13 protein-coding genes, 1 tRNA gene and 2 pseudogenes are annotated in these 16,409 nt (G+C 58.1%); 2 read left to right on the top strand and 14 right to left on the bottom strand.

From position 1 onward, the window contains the following. From ACTHV6_RS10435 to ACTHV6_RS10410, 6 genes are all read right to left on the bottom strand, one after another. The coding region (locus tag ACTHV6_RS10435; protein ID WP_441387453.1) for an ATP-grasp domain-containing protein at positions 1-900 on the bottom strand (900 nt) is incomplete at its 3' end. Continuing rightward, a complete protein-coding gene (locus tag ACTHV6_RS10430; RefSeq protein WP_441387452.1) occupies positions 897-2,291 on the bottom strand; it encodes a hypothetical protein in 1,395 nt (464 codons plus the stop codon). The genes ACTHV6_RS10435 and ACTHV6_RS10430, both read right to left, overlap by 4 nt. A gap of 1 nt (position 2,292) precedes the next feature. Continuing rightward, on the bottom strand, positions 2,293-3,285 hold the full coding sequence (locus tag ACTHV6_RS10425; RefSeq protein WP_441387450.1) for an ATP-grasp domain-containing protein: 993 nt from the start codon (positions 3,283-3,285) through the stop codon (positions 2,293-2,295). 1 nt (position 3,286) lies between these two features. Beyond that, positions 3,287-4,513, bottom strand: coding sequence for a hypothetical protein (locus tag ACTHV6_RS10420; RefSeq protein WP_441387449.1), 1,227 nt, complete (start codon positions 4,511-4,513; stop codon positions 3,287-3,289). 4 nt (positions 4,514-4,517) lie between these two features. Continuing rightward, the gene (locus tag ACTHV6_RS10415) at positions 4,518-5,984 is read right to left on the bottom strand and encodes a lipopolysaccharide biosynthesis protein (protein WP_441387448.1); all 1,467 of its coding nucleotides are present in this window, start codon (positions 5,982-5,984) and stop codon (positions 4,518-4,520) included. Beyond that, a complete protein-coding gene (locus ACTHV6_RS10410; RefSeq protein ID WP_441387447.1) occupies positions 5,962-6,609 on the bottom strand; it encodes a sugar transferase in 648 nt (215 codons plus the stop codon). The genes ACTHV6_RS10415 and ACTHV6_RS10410 overlap by 23 nt, the downstream gene beginning before the upstream one ends. Before the next feature lie 248 nt (positions 6,610-6,857). Here ACTHV6_RS10410 and ACTHV6_RS10405 point away from each other — a divergent pair, with 248 nt between their 5' ends. Further along, on the top strand, positions 6,858-7,940 hold the full coding sequence (locus ACTHV6_RS10405; RefSeq protein WP_441387446.1) for a glycosyltransferase: 1,083 nt from the start codon (positions 6,858-6,860) through the stop codon (positions 7,938-7,940). Positions 7,941-7,942: 2 nt separating this feature from the next. On the opposite strand, the gene def is transcribed toward ACTHV6_RS10405, so the two are convergent. The 4 genes from def to ACTHV6_RS10385 all read right to left on the bottom strand — a co-directional run bounded on the left by def (position 7,943) and on the right by ACTHV6_RS10385 (position 9,569). Then, the gene (gene def, locus ACTHV6_RS10400) at positions 7,943-8,428 is read right to left on the bottom strand and encodes a peptide deformylase (RefSeq protein ID WP_441387445.1); all 486 of its coding nucleotides are present in this window, start codon (positions 8,426-8,428) and stop codon (positions 7,943-7,945) included. Positions 8,429-8,555: 127 nt separating this feature from the next. Continuing rightward, positions 8,556-8,627: transfer RNA gene (locus ACTHV6_RS10395), tRNA-Asn, on the bottom strand. An 84-nt stretch (positions 8,628-8,711) separates the two neighbouring features. Then, entirely contained in the window at positions 8,712-9,230 is a 519-nt protein-coding gene (locus ACTHV6_RS10390) for a hypothetical protein (protein ID WP_441387443.1), read from the bottom strand. A 9-nt stretch (positions 9,231-9,239) separates the two neighbouring features. Further along, a complete protein-coding gene (locus ACTHV6_RS10385) occupies positions 9,240-9,569 on the bottom strand; it encodes a hypothetical protein (protein ID WP_441387442.1) in 330 nt (109 codons plus the stop codon). Positions 9,570-9,979: 410 nt separating this feature from the next. Here ACTHV6_RS10385 and ACTHV6_RS10380 point away from each other — a divergent pair. Continuing rightward, a pseudogene (locus tag ACTHV6_RS10380) lies at positions 9,980-11,241 on the top strand (lipid II:glycine glycyltransferase FemX). An 8-nt stretch (positions 11,242-11,249) separates the two neighbouring features. Here the strand turns inward: ACTHV6_RS10380 and ACTHV6_RS10375 are convergent. From ACTHV6_RS10375 to ACTHV6_RS10360, 4 genes and pseudogenes are all read right to left on the bottom strand, one after another. After that, on the bottom strand, positions 11,250-12,557 hold the full coding sequence (locus ACTHV6_RS10375) for a lipid II:glycine glycyltransferase FemX (RefSeq protein WP_441387440.1): 1,308 nt from the start codon (positions 12,555-12,557) through the stop codon (positions 11,250-11,252). Between the two features lie 22 nt (positions 12,558-12,579). Then, the gene (locus tag ACTHV6_RS10370) at positions 12,580-13,809 is read right to left on the bottom strand and encodes a carboxylate--amine ligase (protein WP_441387439.1); all 1,230 of its coding nucleotides are present in this window, start codon (positions 13,807-13,809) and stop codon (positions 12,580-12,582) included. After that, entirely contained in the window at positions 13,806-15,878 is a 2,073-nt protein-coding gene (gene murJ, locus ACTHV6_RS10365; RefSeq protein ID WP_441387437.1) for a murein biosynthesis integral membrane protein MurJ, read from the bottom strand. The genes ACTHV6_RS10370 and murJ overlap by 4 nt, the downstream gene beginning before the upstream one ends. 348 nt (positions 15,879-16,226) lie before the next feature. Next, a pseudogene (locus ACTHV6_RS10360) lies at positions 16,227-16,409 on the bottom strand (hypothetical protein); the annotation flags it as partial.

Here is a 16,409-nt window from a genome sequence, read left to right as displayed (position 1 = left end):
CACCGCGCCGGCAGCGTTGGACACCATGAGGGAAATGAAGTCAGCCCCGCATTCGTGAGAGTGGGCGTAGGCCCAGCCGAAGCGCGGGTTGACCTCGAGGAGCGAGTACCCGGCGTCGTCCCAAAACAGATCAATATCCAACCCTCCCCGAAAATCCGTGACCGAACAAAAATCCAGAATAAAGGCGGTGAGGGCCGGATCGTTCACGGCGCGCGTCTTGTCCGCGGTGCCGTCGCGCATCCGCAGCTTCGCCTTGGCGGAGATTGCGCATACGTCGCCCGTGATCATATCAACGTAGGCATCCACATCTAGGGGTTCCCCGGCCATGAACTCCTGAACCATGGCGCCGGGCCTAGCCCATGCTTCAGCTAGCTCCCGTTCATCGTTGACTACCCGGATCCCGGCGCTTCCAGCCCCCGTCCGTGGCTTGGTGAAGAATGGGAAGCTCGCGTGTGCAGATGCAATATCGCTGGCGAGCAGGTCCGGATCGATCCATGTGCGCGGCGTACGGATTCCGTGTTCCACGCAGAACTCGTGCATCCGCCACTTGTCGCCAGCGAGCTGCACGTAGTGAAGGGGCGAGATCATGAGCATGATCCCCCGCTGGCTAAAATCGCTGGCGCGCCGTGCGAGTGGCTCCAGTTCGGCATCGATCGAGGGCAGGCACAGATCAATCGTCTCACGTTCGCATAGCTCCAAGACTGCGTCCACATACTCAGGATGATCGGCACGTGGCACCGCTGCGTGGCCGTCCGCCACATACAGCGCGGGAGCAAGGGCGCTGCAATCGGCGGCGATCACTCGGCCCGTGCCCGCCTGTAGGCCCGCCCCCGCCAGTGCCCGCTGAAGGTAGCGGACCATCATCACGCGCTTACCGGCGCTGAGGATCAGGACGTTCACGGTGCACCCCATTCGTTGCCAGTCAGGTAATCCGCCGTGGTGCCACGCCTGCGTACCTGAATCAGTTCACCCGCCTCAGTTTGCACGTACACACGAGGTAGATAGTTGATGAACTGCGTATCGAAGGTGGATGTGTAGTGGCCCCGTTGGCGATAGATCACACGATCGCCTTCCTGCAGCTTGGGGCAGTCCGTCAACACAGTCAGCCTGTCCGTATCCACGCAAGTGAAGCCGCAGATGACCTGAGGTGTTGATATCGGTTCACCCTCGGTGACCAGATCACACTGAAAACTTGGGCCGCCGAAAAACGGATCCATGTAGGTTCGCGAGCCATCTGTGACCACCACTCGATAGTCCTGGACCGGTTTCGCATCCACAACCGAGGTGTGGCAGTCAACGGCTACACTTACCAAGGCACTGCCGGGTTCGATGATCAGACGTGTGATCGTCGGGTCAATGACCGGGCACAAGGCGTCCCTAATCTCTTCGATGTACTGGGCGGGGGTTGGGAAATCCGGGCTTTCGCCTCCGAAGAATCCGCCTCCCATATCGATGTAATCCAGCGCCAGCGCGTGGCGGGTGATCGCCTTAAGCGCTGCCCGCGCCGCCGAACGGTACAGATCTAGGCTGCGGGTCAGGCTCGTGGCATGAAGATGAAGGCCGTTGATGGTCACTCCGGCCGCCTTCAGCTGGCCGATGGCATCGTCAAGGTCCCCGTTATCAATGTGGAACCCGAACCTGAGGCCCTGCTGCCCGCTGAGCGTTGAACCGGGGCACTCCGCGTCAAGGTTCCAGTTGATGCGCACACCCACCTTCACCGTTGCCGCCGGGTGCGCGTGGGCGTACTCGCATACCCAGCGGACTTCACGGCGCGAATCGAGGTTGACGATCGAGCCTGCTTGAACGGCCTCAAGCAGCGCTTCACGAGATTTAACAGGGCCGTTGAACACCATCCGTGTTGGCTTATGGCCTAGGGCCCGCGCGAGATCATACTCATCATCCGATACCGTTTCTGCCCAGATGCCCTGAGTTCGCATCCACGCGACGATCCACGGCAGAGAGTTCGTTTTCACCGAATACGCGACGATTCCGTTGGGCCAGACGCGGGCCATCGCCGCAGTGAACGAAGCTGCCTGGCGCCGAAGCTTCGCTTCGTCCACCACGAATGCGGGTGTTACTGGCTGGCGATCTGACCCAAATTCAGTGCCCTGCTCTCGTTCGCGATCGCGACCTCGCCCCCGTTCACACCCGGGAACCGATTCTCGCGCCGAATCTAACTCCGTTGGCGGCTCTGACCCAAGACCTAGCTGAACTCTCGAACCACCGCCTGACCTGACCCCCGGACTAAGGTCTGACTGGTTGACAGAACCCGTCAATTCACTGCGCCTCATATCATCTACTTTCGGCATTCTGGTGCAGATCCAGGCGTTCTGGTACGGCAATAACTTCCTCGTAGGTCATCATGACCCACCCGGATTCGTAGGTACCGATATCCGCATCATTAGCTAGCCCGCGCGCGTTACGAAGCGCGTAAGACGGGAAATCTACGCCACATTCGTGGGCATGTGGATACACCCCGCCGAAGCGGGGATTGACCTCCAGCAAGGAGTAGCCCTGCTCCGTCCGGAACACGTCAATGTCCAATGCTCCCCGAAACCCGGCAATCGCGCAGAAGTCAACGATGAACGACTCCAGTACCGGGTCCCTGACAGAAACGGCCTTATCGGCAGTCCCCTCACGCATCCTCAGCTTCTTCTTGGCGAACAGAGAGACGACTTCGCCACTGATCATGTCCACGTACACATCCACGTCCAGCGGATCATCCGTCATCAGTTCTTGGACCATCATGCCCGGATGCTTCGTATACACAGCCTCCAGATCCTCGGCCGATTCAATCCGGTAATTGTCCTTGCTGGCAGACCCCGTGCGCGGCTTAGCGTAGAGAGGAAAGCTGGCTAGCCCAACGCCAAGATCTGCACGAAGCTCATCAGGTTCAATCCACGTGCGTGGTGCCGGAATCCCGTTTGCTTGACAGAACCTGAACATCTCCCACTTGTCGAAAGCCCGTTGCACGGCATCGAACGGAGAAATCATGACGGTGGTGCCGATCTGCGCGAAACGATCAACGTTCTGGGCGAGCAACGTCAACTCTGGATCGATGAGGGAAAGGCACAGGTCTATCCGATCCTGACGGCAAATGTCCAGTATGACGTTCAGATAGCCGGGATCATCGATACGAGGAACCACGTGATATCCATCAGCAAGATAGAGCGCTGGCGCCAGAGGAGAGCAATCTGTGGTGATGACCCGTCCAGTGCCGGCTGCTCGTTGGAAGTACTCAACTGTTTTGCAGCGCGTACCTGCGCTCAGAATCAGAACGTTCATCTCATGCATTCCAATCGTTCGCTGCCAGATATTCCTTCTCGCCCCATGCGTGGCGGGCGATCCCCAACGTGCCATCGCAGTGGCGCACATAGACAGTGGGGAGTTGATTAATGAACAAAGGGTTGAAACACATGGTGTAGGACCCGACCTTCTTGTAGGTGATGGTGTCGCCTTCGCTCAGCTCGGGGGCTTCCTCTAGGGTCATGAGCCGATCGTTGTCCAAGCAGGTGAATCCGCAGATGACCTGCCGAGCAAGCGCTGGGCGCCCGGTGGTGCGAATCGAGTATTCGTAGCTCTCCTTGCGGAAGAAGGGATCTATGTTGGTTCGCGATCCGTCCGTCACCACAATCACGTGATCACCTGCAGGTTTCGAATCCAGCACACTCGTATGAAACTCCACCGCAACTGCTACCAACGCCGAACCGGGTTCGATAACCAGACGCGTGGTCGCTGGATCAATAGCCCCGTCAAGCCCGTCCCTGATCGCCACGAGATACTCCTCTGGAGAGGGGAAGGCAGGATTCTCGCCACCATAAAACCCACCACCGATATCGAGGTAGTCAAGGCTAAGGCGATGCTGCTCCACGATCGAGGCAGCCACGCGTGCCGCGGATTGGTAGGTACCGATCGCCCGGCTCAGGCTTGTCACGTGCAGGTGGAGGGCAGCGACCGATACGCCGTGTTCCTTCAACGAATCCAAGACGCCAGCCAAATCTCCGCTGCTCACGTCAAAGCCGAATCTTAAGCCGGCCGCGCCGCTGGCAGTGTCCCCTGGGCATTCGGCATCCACATCCCAGTTCACTCGCACCCCGACCTTGACGCTTCCGGATGGCGGGTTCTTCGCGTACTCAAGGACCCACCGCAGCTCTCTGCGGGAATCGATGTTGACGATGGCGCCCGTTGAAAGCGCAGCCAGCATGGTCTCGCGCGACTTGGCAGGGCCGTTGAACACAATCTTATCTGGGCTGTGCCCCAGAGCGAGCGCTAGACGGTACTCGTGATCGGATACCACCTCGGCCCAGATGCCACGCTTGGCCATCCATGAAACGATCCACGGAAGGGAGTTGGTTTTCACTGAGTAGCTGACAATTCCAGTTGGCCACACAGCTGCCATTGCCGCGGTAAAGGACTCCGCTTGCCTAGCCAAGGATTCCTCGTCCACCACGAATGCGGGGGTTACTGGCGCATCGGTCGCATGTGCGCTGACGAACGGCTTTTCGTTACTCATCGGATCACCCCTTGTCCTTCAAACGTGCAGCTTCTGAACGGGCAGCTCTCGAACGCGCGACTCTTGAACGCATCACTTTCAAGCGCCCTGCCTTTGAGCGCACACCTTGTGGTTGCGGTGCTTGCCTTCGTGTGGCTATCCACCATGCGCACAGAGAAACCCCTGCGAATCGAGTCCAACTCATCGTTCCGGCTATGATCATCCCGGCGCTCAGCGGATCGACGCCCGTACTCAGCGCGACCACACCGACGCACGAGGCAACTATCACGGCACAAGCCCATACCAGAGCTTCAATCCGGAAGTAGTTGAACACTGATAGGACCGCACTGAAAAGATAGGACGGAGCAATCGGCACCACAGCCAGCGCAAGCAGTACCAGTGCGGATTGTGGCAGAGAAAACTCCTGTCCGTACACAAACTGAAGAACGGGATTGCCAAGAAACACGATGATCGGAATACAGATAACCCCGATCGCGAGGAGCACACCGTTGACGCGCAGTGCACGGCGGAACGTTGGCTGAGCTCCCTGAGAGGCATACTGAATTCGGAGCGGTGAGATGAGAACGGTTTGGGCGGCTGCCCCCACCAGATTTGCCGCGGTGATGAGGTAGGCCGCGGCAGCAAACACGCCGATAGCTTCCTCGCTTACCCACCTGCTGAGGATGAGGACGGGCAGGTAGGCAGCGATAGCAGCAATACCTTGAGATATCGTCACGGGGACGCCTGCACGAAGGACACTTCGGATCCCGGGGAAGCTTTTGCGCCCGGAATAGCTCTTACCCCCGGGACAGCTTTTGACCCGCCGCGATCCAGAGACCCGCTCCTCGGACTGATGCGCCGGTGGCACGTCACGATCCACGTCCCCTGCCGTACGCCAATACACGGCATAAAACGCGAGGGAGACAACTGCCACCGAACCAATAGCAGCAGCCATGGTCCCCGCGGTTACGGCGCTCACTGTCACCGCTAGCGCCGTGATGATTCCGCTGGCAATTCCAGCCGTGCCAAGCCATGCGAGGCGATCCTGACGTTGGATGGCAGCCGCGTATATATCTGACATCAGATCGAACACACGCGAGGCCATAAGAACCAAAACCAGTCCGATCGCGTACTTGTTTTCAAGCAGAGCCACGATCAAGAACGCTGCACATCCCACGATGAGTCCAATGACTCGTAGGAATACATAGGTTCGTAGTGGCCATACGGAACGGAGCGTGAGGTACACGGTCCGCAAACCCAAGGAAGCAACAATAAAGATCGGAGTCAGGAGTGAAACCAACGAGGAGTACGTCCCTGCCGCCTTGGGTCCTCCGAGATACCGAGCAAAGATCCATACCAGATACCACTGGACAAGCGCTCCGGAAAACATGCTGATGGTAATGAGCACGCTGCCAGTTCGCCTGCTACCAGCTCGCCTGCCGTCTGTGCGTTTTGTCCGGTTAGTCCGGTTACTGCGTGCTTCGGTGCGCATGCTCGTTGCTCCCTGTGTATTCAGCAAAAGGTGGCATGCTGACGCTCCCCTCGTGAGCTATCCCCCGCCTAGTTAACACCACGGCAAGCGTTCGACAGATGATGTCAAGATCCAGACGTAACGAGCGTTTCTCAACGTATTCAAGGTCGTACCGAAATTTCTCTTCCCAGCTCAGCGTATTCCGCCCCTTCACCTGCGCCAGTCCCGTGATACCTGGGCGGACCTCGTGACGGCGTGCCTGTTCTGGGGTGTAGTGATCCATGTACCAGGTGAGCAATGGGCGCGGTCCCACCAAGCTCATGTCACCTTTGAGAACGTTCCACAGCGCCGGCAGTTCATCCAAGCTACTGGCCCGTATCATGTTGCCCACAATCGATACCCGTTCGGAATCCTCCTGATCATCGTCGACAGGCGGTGCCATTGTGCGGAACTTCGTCAGCTTGAAAGCGTTTCCTCCCAGTCCTGGACGCTCCTGCACGAAGAACATGGGACGCCCTAAGAAGGCCACGACAACCCCGCCGGTCATCACCATGACCGGAGAAAGCACAACAAGTCCGATGCCTGCCAGCGCGATATCCATCGCTCGTTTGACGGCATCATAAGGACGGCGGTTGAACGCCTGCATAGCCCACCTCGGATATCTTGCAGCCAACACCTACGCCGGTCATTGACGATCTCCCCGGTGTTACGTGTCAGTTGCGAGCTGTGGATTTGAGAGCAGAGCGTACCAACGATTAAGGCCCAGATCTAGACCTAGGTCACATCACAATTCGGCATCATTGAGAATTGGGGACTGCCGCCCGCATTGCATTAATGGCACAATACGGACCACACCGTTGGTGTACCGGCTTTTGCGCGCTGTCAGGAGTTCACGTGTCCACTATCTCCGCACATCTCTCGCTCGGTCTCCTCACGTCAATTGGAGACACCCTCGATGCATTTTTCGTGGAGATCGTTGAGGAATGGGAACGCCAAGGTGCCCGGGTCTCACCAGCTGCTGGAACACAGAGCAGCTCATTCCCACATCAGCGCCTACTCCCCCACGTGACCCGTTCGCCAAAGCCCGGCAACGCCCTCGCGCTCAAAGAGTTACGAGCGTGGGCGAAGGAAGAGCGCCTTGACGCCATCATCACCAACACCGCGAACGCCTCCACACTGGTGCGCCTAGCGCGAGTGAATGCTCCAGTCATCTATTTCTGTCACGGTTTGCACTGGAATGGCGCACCGCGCGTGGCTGATCGCATCTTCGTAGGGATGGAACAATCAATGCTACGAAGCACCGCCGCTATCGTATGCATCAACAACCACGATGATGCATGGTTCGCCGAACATGCCAGCTCCAAACCGCGGCTTCGCCTAATCCATGGCGTTGGCCTCAACACCGATGTATTTGCCAGAAGAGCTCCCCGGAGCTGGAGTCCGGCCGATGGGCATCCCATGAGAATCGTGTGGGTTGGAGAGATGTCCGAGCGCAAGAATCCATTCGCCATGATCGCCCTTGCCGCTGAACTCAACGCGCGCGCCATCAGCTTTCAGATCGATATGCTAGGAGACGGCGAATTCTTGGAACGCATGCGCCGCGACGCCACGCCCTCCACCAACATTAAGCTGCACGGGCGGACGAGCCCTCGTGAGTTCTTTGAGCAGGCGGACGTCCTCGTCCAAACTTCGCACTGGGAAGGGCTACCTCGGGTGGCACTCGAAGCCTTGGCGGTAGGCCTTCCGACCGTCGGTTTTGATGTGAAGGGAGTCAGCGATGTTCCCCATACCGTTGTTGTCCCAGAGGGCAACATTGACGCTCTCGCTGATGTGACGGTCAGCGCGGCACGCACGATTGACCCAGATCTGCCACCATTAGACGCATTGTCCTCCGTACACGCGGCAACATCACTGCTGCAGTTCGCGCATGACGTGGCGTCCGGGCGTATCGAAGCCGGGGAATACCGCGCCCGATGAGCCTACAGATCGCGAATGGCCCGCATCGCTTCCTTGCGCACTGAGCGTTCCAGACGATCGATGTAGAGGTGCCCGTCTAGGTGATCCACCTCGTGCTGGATGCAGCGCCCCATGAGGCCTTCGCCCTCAACGACCTTCTTCTTGCCATCCAGATCAATGCCCTCGGCACGCGCGTACCATGCGCGCTTTGTGGGGAACCAGAGTTCGGGGACGGAGAGGCAACCTTCGTCGTCGTCCTGAAAACTATCTTCCGAAAGCTCCACAATTTCTGGATTCAAAATGTAACCAATCTGGCCCTCAATGTTCCAGGAGAACGCGCGAAGGGACACGCCAATCTGGTTCGCGGCTAAACCTGCCCGACCCTCATCGTCCACGTTCTCCAACAGGTCCTCCACCAGCGTACGGACGCCGTGGTTAATGTCCTTAATGGGGGCACATGGGGTGCGCAGGACGGGATCTCCAACAATACGAATCGCGCGATAAGCCATGGGTACAATACTCTCACAAACGCCTCCGTGGCGCCCGCCGCTGAGGGGAACGGAACATCTCAGGGGCCTGCGTTCAGGTGGTAGAAAAACAACAATGCCCCTCACCTTGTGAGCGAGGGGCTTCTTGCTCCCGCGACTGGATTCGAACCAGTAACCGTCCGATTAACAGTCGGATGCTCTGCCGTTGAGCTACGCGGGATCGGCAACAGATAAAAGGTTAGCAGAGTTCTACGTGCTGGCAAACTCGAAAAGGAGCGTCTTAGATCACGCGCCCCGCTTCCACCTAGTTGTCCGAAATGCCCGTCACATCGCGCAAAGATGCCTCTAGCACCGCTAGCGTGTCAGCATCCTCGGGCCCCGTCTGACCGTCGATAATCACTTGTGTGAAGAGACTCTCATCGCCACTACGCCGCACCATTCCACGCGCCACGGACCCCGAGGGTAAGTCCATCGCTTCCTGAAAAACGATCGAACGCTGCAGGCGCTCCCGGATCACGTAGGCGATCTTTTGGCTCTCGCCGTCCGCAAACCGCAGTACCAGCGGCTGCTTGCCGTCCACATAAGTAACGAGAATGCGCCGATCGCCCTCGCTCCAGCTTGCGTTCTCAAATTCGGCCCATGGATGGCGCTCGGTTTGTGCTCCCGCTGCCTTCTCGCCCGCATCTGAGGACTCCACTGCTTGTGCCGTCAGAACGAGTTCGCCATCAAATGCCGCCACCCAACGTCCGTCCTCAAGCTCTGCCCAATCAATCGGGCGGCCGCCAAGATCCTTAACGGCCTCCGGCTTGTTGCGTCCAAACACTTCTGCCTCCTAGTGGTCCGCGGTTCCGGCGTGGTTCGCAGTTCCCGCCGGGAGTTGAATCTCCCACGCGGTGCCTGCGGAAATCTCCTCGGAAACTGCCTGCTGGTCATGGTCCGGCGCCTGCGAACCTAGCGACGCGAGATTCGTACCCGCGAAAAAGCCCACCACCAGAAGGATCACACCCAGAATGATGGTGATGACCAGCCGCTTCTTTTGTACTCGCTCCATGTAAGCGATGTCCTCGGGTGAGAGCCCAGAACTATGCGAATCGGTGGTGCCGCCCGCGGCGTCTTGGCTTCCTTCATCCAGTTGGTCCGGATGGTTATTTCCCTCAGCCACTTCGTCCTCCTAGTGCTGGGCGGTGTGTACGGCTCCAGCCTACACATTGCGCGGCGCCCACAGGTTCGCCTCTTTCCAGCGGCGAAAACGTCATGGAAGGCGTTGCGGAAGAAGCGTTGCTTACGAAACCTCGTGGGCAAGGCGTTGCGTACGAAACGTAGCCGAATATACGTCGCGGAAGAAGCGTCATGGAAGAAACGTCGCTCGCAAACGGAAGTACGTAGCGTACTCCCAAAACCTCGAGCGTGGTGCCACCGTATGAAATTCTCCCAACAGTATTCTCAAAGTTCGGAACAAGGGGTCAATTATGTAGCCAAGGTGTAATCCATGACATACACTTACTCGACATTGTAACTAAAGCTCAACGTTGCATTCATCGCGAAGGCGTTACTACACGAAAGATAAGTGATATGCGATTTGTCCGTCTGACTGCAGAGGCTTATACATCCTTCTGTCAAGGGCTGTCCCGCCAGTTCCTACCGCAGATGCCCGAATACGGCGATGTGCGGTCCGATCAGGGATTCCCAGTGGAGTATCTGGGAGTTGTTGATGGCAGAACTCGCCGCACAGAGCATGTGATCGGAGCTGGGCTTCTTCTTATCCAACCATGGAAGCGCGTATTTCAGAGGGCCCTGATGAACTACGGCCCTACCCTTGACTGGGAAAACTCGGACCTCGTTACAACGTTCTTCGAAGGCATGAACTCACTCATCCGCCGGATGTACCCACGCGTTCTGTCCGTCCAGCTGTGCCCCTTGTTCACAAGAACTTGTATGAAGACATTGAGGTGAGCTCCGCGAACGAACTCGGAGCTCAGGTTCACGAGCGGCTGGGCGAACTTGGCTATGACCGTCTTGACCACGAATTCTACGAGCGCCCTGACGTTCAGATCCGCTACATTTACACGAAGAATATCGCTGGCATGACCTTCGAAGAAGCCACCGCTACCCTATCCAAGGGATTGAGACGCCGGTTCCACAACGAGGGCAGGTACGGTGTTCAGGTGCGCTTCCTTGACCCAGACCAGTTCGATGTGTTCGAGCACCTCCACGAATCCGCAGCCGAACGTACAAACATGGCGGGGATTACGGTTTCTTCGCAAGCCATGTATCGGCGGCTGATGGAAAAGCTGGGCCCACGTCGAGCATTCCTATGCGTGGCCTACTACTCTCCGAAGCGGTACATCGGCCAGATCGAAGAGGAGCAAAAGGCACTCATCGCCCGAATTGCCGAGTTGAACGAGCGCAAACCAACGAAGGCCCGCGACCGTGAGCTCACCCAAGCCAACGAACGCACGCTAACGCTCGAATCCAATCACCAAGCCGCCCTCGAAAGCCTTGAGGAGTTCGGCGATCGCGAGATCCCATTCAACAGCGCCCTGTCCTTCATTTCGGGGAATGAACTCATCCTGTTATTGGGCGGCATGGACAAGAGGTTCTCATGTTACGCCCGTGACTATCCTGTGGAGCGGGCCATGTTCAAGCTTGCCTGCGATGAAGGGCTAGATGTCTATAACACCTTCGGCATTAGCGGCTGCTTTGATGAAACAGCGATCGATGCACCCGTGCTCTCCTTCAAGCGGAGCTTAAACGGCAACGTTGAGGAGTTCATTGGCACGTATAACAAGCCAATTCACTCGATCGCGGCCAAGGTGCTGGGGGCATCGGCGTAGAAACCCGATTAACCCACGGCCCCCAGAGCAGACGCCAACTTGTTGTGCAGCACCAGATCGTAGGTGCCAACATACTCTTCCACGTAGCCTTGGAACTGGCTCTTGAAGTGGAGAACCCCGGCGTCGGAGGCATCTTCAGAGAAGTCTCCGGTGACCCCATACATGTTGTATCGGTGAACATCGTGGCTCGTTGCCCACTCGAACATCGCCCGGTGGATGAGGTAGATGCCGTAATAGCTCTGGAATTCGGCGTAGGCACCAGAAACTAGGTACACCAGCTCGTGCGGGGAATGGACGAACAGGCTGGCACCGAGAACTATTTCATCGCCGTGCTCCTCGCGCACGGAAAGGGTTTCCTTTTCACGGCGCTCAAGAACCTCGAGGCGGCTGCGCTGCTCCTTGAGCTGATTGCGCTGTTTCTTGCCGAGGGCGCGACCTTCGGCTTCGGCGGCTGCCTCCATATCGGAGATCCGCTCCACCTTGGGAATGATCGTCTCGCGTTCTTTCTGGATCTGATCAAGCGCCGCAACCGTATTGAGCACCGCAACGGGCATCATCATCTCGTCCGGCCCGAGCCGCTTCATCAGGTCGCGATAGTAGTGGAAAGCGGAATCGGTGATTGCGTGCATATCGGTGCGTTCCGCAGTGTGTTGAAGTACCTTTTCCAACACGTCAAACTGGTCCGGTCCGTAGAAGCGCACCTCCACACCGTTGGTCCCGGCGCGATTGAACCCCGTCCGTACCACTTGCCCGCACGAGGCCGCCGCTTCCTTGAAGCTCATCCCCGCAATGTCCTTAACGTAGCTGAATCGCACTTGGACATCCGCGGAATCATAGAATTCCTTGTCTAGCCGCTGGGCGCCCATTGTCTCCATGAGCGCATCGAATTCGCGCGCCTCGTCCAGCTCGGGACCAGGTTCGCTGCCTTCGTAGAAGCGCCTCACAACCAGTGGAGTCACGCGGATGGAAAGCACCCGCTTGTCCGTGCCAATGTGCTGGCGAAGCTTCTCGAAAAACTCGGCGGTGACGGCTGCCTTTTCTTCGCCCTGCCCGCTCACTACCGGCCCATAAGAGATATGCGCTCTGAGAAATGCCTTTTTCCACGGCTGATACACCACAGTAGCCGCGGCAAGGATCGTTTCGCCCTCGCACAATCCCACCCGCTCCACGCGATAACCCTCCGCGCTACGCACGTCCCCGTAAGCCGGCAGCTGGGTAAAGAAGCATCGCTCGCTGGATCGGACAAACTGTTCGTAATCTTGTTCAGCGAGTTCCACGAATCGCATGGGGCTTTCCTCCACAAGTTCTCGGTTCATTAGAGTCTAACAAGCACGGCAGCTAAAACCCGGACTGAGTGGGCTCCGGATAGAAGCTGCGCATCTGCTTGTATTGGTTCACGTAGCTCAGGCAACGATACGTGGTGCGTTTGAGATTGCGGTCCTTCGCGTAGGCCAACGGATTGACCGTATGCTTCTTGGCGGACTTCACCTGACGCATGAGGTCTGGATCCTGAATGTACTTCTTGGACGCCAGTGCCATGGGAATAACCGTGTAGATCCCGGTGCGAGAGTTAGTTTGGTAGGCAATGGCTTCGCCCCCCATGTCCGCGAGTATGGCAGCGGCAAGATCGATGCCCGCTGCCTTCAGGTAGTAGTGCCCACGGCCAATCCGCGGGTTGAGGTCCAGCCAGTATTCGGTTCCGTCGCGCGGATCGATCTTCACATCCATCGAAAAGAACCCGGTCAGCCCCACCGCTGCCACGATTTGCTTGGCCACGGAAATCAGGTGGTCGTTTCGCTCCAGCAGAATCATGCCGGCGTTCCCGATGAGCGAGGGCACGTGCAATCCAAGCAGCACGCGTCCACTGCCCGCCGCCGTCACGTGTCCACGTGAATCCACATATCCGTTAATAACCCATTGCGTCGTGTCATCGCCAGGGATGAGTTCTTGAACCAACAGGTTGATCGGGACGCCAGCCTCATGCAGATTCGTCAAGAGTTCGATCGCTTCGCCCGGCGTACGGACCGGTACTACCTTCTTGAGGCCCTTGTGAAGGTACAAGTTCAGGAGGGTTCCGTCTTCAGGTTTGACGACGACGGGGAACTGCACATTCTCCAACGTGCCAGCCCACGATTCGGGGGCCGTCAGGTCCACGCTCACGCTGGTGATAGTGGGAAGTCCAAGGGTGGCAAGGATCTGCGCCATCGCGGCCTTGGAGTTGGCCGTTCGTACGGCGCCCTCGGAGGGATATGGCAGAAACCATCGCTCTTCGAGCTCGCCACGGTGCTTGGCCGCGTATTCAACACCCTCGTCTGAGTTGACGCACAGAATCAATTGCTCATCAGGGTGCGCCTCTTCGATCTCGTGGAGAAGGGCGATGAACGATTCCTCGTGTCCGAGCGTCCCTTTTGGCACCATCATCGTGTCGAAGATCGACGAATCGTTGATGGGGCCACGGCGAATCTCCGTGACCATGAGGCTCCGGATGCCACAGTTTTCGTGGAAGATCCGTGCAAACGCATAGTCTGCGATGTCGAATCCGAATACTACGGGAAGAATCTTGGTCACCTTTTGATACCAAACTTTCTTAAGATTCCACGAACGGGACCGGCCAATGAGTTAAGTTCAGGCATTCGTAGCAGCTTCATCAATCCCAGGTACACCAGAGTGAGCACTGGCGCCACCACAATGATAATGAGGAGAGACGCCAGAATATCGCCCTCCGGATGTAGCCCTCCGGAAAGCCATCGCATCCACAGCCAACCGACGAACACAATGAACGCGGTGATGCCTAGTAGCTTGGCGTGAGTTGTGAGGAGTCGCTTTCCGTCAATTCCATCCATCTTCTTGCCCAGCACATGGGCCAGCAGGAACACGGAACCAATGTTGGTGGCGGACATCACCAACCCGATGCCAACTACCACCCATCCTGGAGGCAAAAGGCCGCAGAGCGTGAAGCCCACAAGACCGGCTAATTGGAACGGCAGGTTGAGATAGAAGGCGCGTCGAGTATCTTCAAATGCGTAGAACGCACGGTCCAGAATGTTGACCGCGCCAATTCCCACAAGGCCAATCGACATCGCGATGACCACCCGAGAAAGGGTGAACACTTCCGTTGGGCTGCTCGTAGCGGCGATGATGCGCGAAATCGGAACGGCCAACACCACCATGAGCCCCGTACACAGGAACATGAGGGTGGAGACCATCCGCAGTGTCTTCGAGGTATCGGCTCGCATCGCCACCATGTCGTTGTTCGCGGCGTTGCGTGCAAGTCGCGTAAACATGGCCGTTGAAATCGATACCACGATGAGGGAGGTAGGAATCGAATAGATCGTGTAGCCAACCGTATAGACGAAGTTGCCAGCCACTTCCTCAGTTGGAATTCCCTGCACCTGAGCACGGGCTGTAGCTCCCGCGGCCACGTTAGACAGGAACATCGTCGGTACCATGCCGCCAACGGTAGACAGCAAGATCCACCATGAGGCTCGCGCTGCTGAACCAAGCCCCGAGTCCCGCCACTGGAAGTCGGGGCGGTAGGTAAAGCCCATTTTGCGCAACGGCCATATCAACACCAGCGCCTGCGCAACGATCCCGAGTGTGTGGAATCCGCCGAGCATCCCAATCCGCGCACCGGTCCAGATTTCTGGAGATTCGGCTGTTGCCGGATCGTAACCACCGTAGACCCACAAGATGATGAGTAGGCCACCGATCGCCACCACGTTGTTGAGCACCGGTGCCCACATGTACGGCCCGAAGTTCTCGCGAGCGTTGAGGATCTGCCCCAGCACCGTGTACATGCCGTAAAAGAAGATCTGTGGCAGGCACCAAAGCGCGAAAGCCACGGTGAGGTCATACCACGGACCACTCATAGTTGCCGCAAATAGCTTGACAACCAATGGGGCAGCCAACGTTATCGCAAGCGTCGCAGCCCCCAGAATCACGATGGCAACTGTCAGCAGTTTGTTGATAAAGCTCTGGCCGTCATCGTCAGACTGTTTCGTGGCGCGAACAATCGCAGGAACCAGAACTGCATTAACCAAGCCACCAACAATCGCCATGTAGATCAGATTGGGAACCTTGTTCGCCACGTCAAACGCGTTACCTGCTGGAGCCGAGATGGCCACAACAGCACCGAGCAAGATCGGGGAACGGACGAGGCCAAGCAGGCGGGACGCAAAAGTCCCCATGAACATGACAGCGGAGGAACGCGCAACGCTTTTACCGGCTGTCGAGCCGACTGTCTGCTGAGACGACTCCTCCGAGACGTTTTGCTGCCGATCAGCCTGCGCTGGGTTCCCTCGGCGCCCTGGCTGCTCTTGATGTCGTGGCCGATCCTCCGGACGAGTGTCCGATTGATTGTCAGGTCGCGCACGGCGCTGGTCAGGGGATTGCCGAACGGCAGGATGCTGGCCAGTCTGACGCACGCGGTCAGCGCGTGAGGTACCCCTGCGCCTCCGCGGTGGCTCACCACCAGCACGATCCGGCGCCAAGGGCGCGCGAATGATGGGCATCTCCGTGGTGACGTCGGCTCGCACGGAACTTGCCGAGCGCACGGCATCGAGGCGATCAGCTAAACTCCCCCGGCCCGAGCCGTCCTCGAAGTGACGGCCCAGCGGTGGCTTTGGGCGAAAAGACATACATCGATCGTAGCCCGTTATCGTTTCCCACGAGAGCTGGCACGCCCCTTTAAACGGCGATATTCCCCACGCTGAAGAAAGGCCGCACATCCCTATTGCCCTCCATAACGCCGAATGCTTTGGACACCCTCAGCCACGTACCTTCGCGTTTTCGCCCTGTCGCGTGGCCTCGGGAATCTAGGGAGTGATCCGCGCGAGGAGCGCGCCGTCGCGGACGGAGCTACTCCGCTTCGGGGATCACGTTCCGTTAGATGGTTTCGAACATCCGCGTTATCACGAGGGCTCGGGGTGCCCGGTCTGTTGTGTGCCGCCGCGCCTCGCTTGCTGACTGGGCCGTTTGCGCGCTATCTAGGCGGCTTCGAGGATGGTGGTGTGGTGGGTGATGCCGACGAGTTCGCCGCTCGGTTCGGTGAAGGTGAACCCTCCGGCATGGTGGGTGATGATGACCTGGCGTGAGTGGACATACCGGTGGTGGTGGAAACACAACAAGACCGCGTTATCCATCGTGGTCGGTCCGCCTTTCTCCCATTG

It is taken from the genome of Ancrocorticia sp. (genome assembly GCF_052089425.1).
Lineage (GTDB): Bacteria > Actinomycetota > Actinomycetes > Actinomycetales > Actinomycetaceae > Ancrocorticia.
This window is presented reverse-complemented; position numbering and strand designations above follow the sequence as displayed.